This window comes from Amycolatopsis halotolerans (assembly GCF_042647905.1).
GTDB lineage: Bacteria > Actinomycetota > Actinomycetes > Mycobacteriales > Pseudonocardiaceae > Amycolatopsis > Amycolatopsis halotolerans.
In genome coordinates, this window is sequence record NZ_JBHRWI010000038.1 from 1 (window position 1) to 2,870 (window position 2,870).

Here is a 2,870-nt window from a genome sequence, read left to right on the forward strand (position 1 = left end):
CCCCCAACTCACCACCTACCTCACCACCACCCAACCCATCGACACCCGAGAACTCCGCCGCTTCGCGGCGGACCGGCTTCCCGCCCACATGGTGCCGTCGGCGTTCGTGATCCTGGATTCCGTTCCGCTGAGCCCCAACGGCAAGCTCGACGCCGACGCGCTGCCCGCGCCTGCTCCGGCGGAGCCGGGCCGGCCGGCCCGGACGTTTCAGGAGGAAATCCTCACCGGGCTCTTCGCCGAGGTGCTCGGGCTGCCGCGGGTCGGCGTCGACAACAACTTCTTCGAGCTGGGCGGCCACTCGCTGCTCGCCACCCGGCTCGTCAGCCGGGTGCGAAGCGTCTTCGACGCCGAGGTTCCGATTCGCACCCTTTTCGACGCGCCGACGGTGGCCGCGTTCGGCCGGATGCTGACCGGCGCGGGCCGGAGCCGCGCCCGGCTCGCTCCGCGCCCTCGCCCGGAAGTGCTTCCGCTGTCGTACGCACAGCAGCGGTTGTGGTTTCTCAACCGGATGGACAACGCGGCGCCTGCCTACAACGTGTCGTTCTCCTTGAGACTGCTCGGCCCGCTCGAGGCCGGAACGGTCGAGGCCGCGCTGAACGACGTGGTCGCCCGGCACGAGAGTCTGCGCACGATCTTCCCGGAGGTGGACGGTGACCCGCGGCAGCTGGTCCGGCCCGCGGACGAGGTCCGCTCCGTGCTGACCCCGGACGCGGTGGCCAAGGGCGCGCTCGCGGGCTACCTCGCCGAACACAGCCAGTACCCCTTCGACCTCACCGCCGAAGTCCCGTTCCGGGCCCGGCTCGCGGCCGTCGGGCCCGAGGAGCACGTACTGCTGCTCGTGTTCCACCACATCGCCAGCGACGGCTGGTCGATGACCCCGCTGCTGCGCGATCTCGCGGCTGCGTACCGCGCCCGCCGCGACGGCTCGGCCCCGGTCTGGACGCCGCTGCCCGTCCAGTACGCCGACTACACGTTGTGGCACCGCGAACTGCTCGGCGACCTGGCGGCGCCGGGCACGCTCGGTGCCGCCCAGCTCGGCTTCTGGCGCGAAACGCTCGCCGGGCTGCCGGCCACCCTGCGGCTCCCGTTCGACCGGCCGCGGCCCGCAGTCACCACCGGCCGCGGCGGCGTCGTCGGATTCCGGTTCGACACCGACCTGCATGCCGGGATGATCGACCTGGCCCGCACCAGCGGAGCCAGCCTCTTCATGGTCGTCCAGGCGTCCCTCGCCGCGTTGCTCACCAAGCTGGGAGCGGGCGCCGACATCCCCATCGGAGCCCCGGTCGCCGGCCGTACCGACGACGCGCTGGACGAACTGGTCGGCTTCTTCGTCAACACCCTCGTGCTGCGCACCGACACGAGCGGAGACCCGTCACCGCGCCGGTTGCTGGCCCGGGTGCGCACCGCCGACCTCGCCGCGTTCAGCCACCAAGACCTGCCGTTCGAACAGCTGGTCGCCGCGCTCAACCCGGAACGGTCGCTGGCGTGGCACCCGCTGTTCCAGGTCATCCTCACCCTAGACAACACACCCGACGCGGAACTTGACCTCGACGGCTTGCGCACGACGATGGCCCCGGCCCTCGCGGACGTCGCGAAGTTCGACCTTTCGGTGCACCTCGCGGAGGAACGCGATGCCGACGGCCCCGTCGGCATCGCCGGGATGCTGGAGTTCAACGCGGACGTGTTCGACCGCGCCACGGCGGAGACGATCGTGACCCGGTGGCAACGGCTGCTCGCCTCCATGCTGGCGGACCCGGACCGCCCGCTCAGCCGGCACGACGTGCTTTCCCCCGGCGAACGACGGAAACTCCTCAAAGAAGCCAACGACAACAGCGCCGACGTGCCGGACGCCACGGTCGTGGAGCAGTTCGAACGCCAGGCTGGCACGACACCCGATCGGACGGCGGTCGTCACGGCCGCCGGGGACGCGGTCGGCTACCGGACTTTGGAGGCACGGGCGAACCGCCTGGCACGGCACCTCAGCTTCACGTACGGCGTCGGACCGGGCTCGATCGTCGCCCTGGCCCTGCGGCACAGCGCGGAGGTGCCGGTCGCGGTCTTCGCCGTGCTGAAAACCGGCGCGAGCTATCTCCCGCTCGACCCGGACTCGCCGGCCGTGCGGGTGCGGCACATGCTCGACGACGCCCGGCCGGACGTCGTCCTCAGCATGAAGGACGTCCGCCTGCCCGGAGCCGGAGTCGCGGTCCTCCGGCTGGACGATGCGACGACGGCCGCCGAAGTGGCAGCGCGGAGCGACGCGCCGCTCGCGGTCCAGATCCACCCCGAAAGCCTCGCCTACCTCATCTTCACCAGCGGTACGACCGGCAGGCCGAAGGCCGCCGCCGTCACCCATCGCGGGCTGGCGACCTATCTCCACTGGTGCGGAAAGCGGTATCCGTCGCTGTCGGTCGCGGCGCCGTTGTACTCCTCGCTGGCATTCGACCTCACCGTCACCAGCCTGTTCGGCCCGCTGGTGTCCGGCGGCAGCGTGTACGTTGCCGACGTGCTGCACGGCGAGGCCGTCTCCGCCGCCGGGCCCCGGTTCCTCAAAGCCACCCCGAGCCACCTGCCGCTGCTGCTCGAGAACGGCGACGCGTGGCCGGTGACCGGCGAGCTCGTGCTCGGCGGAGAGCCGTTGCGCGGCGCCGAGCTCGACCGCTGGCGGGCGCGCAACCCCGGAGCCACCGTGATCAACGAGTACGGGCCCACCGAAACCACGGTCGGCTGCATGGAATACCGCATCCCGCCGGGCGCGCCGATCGACCGCGGGGTGCTGACCCTCGGCCGGCTCGCCGACAACGTCCAGGGCTATGTGCTGGACGGGTTTCTGCAGCCGGTCCCGCCCGGCACCACCGGAGAACTCCACCTCA

The 2,870-nt window shown here is 71.5% G+C and carries 1 protein-coding gene; it reads left to right on the top strand.

The annotated features are described in order from the left end of the window. Positions 1–2,870 (top strand): condensation domain-containing protein (locus ACFORO_RS29070; protein WP_377896670.1); only part of this gene is annotated, 2,870 nt, incomplete at both ends.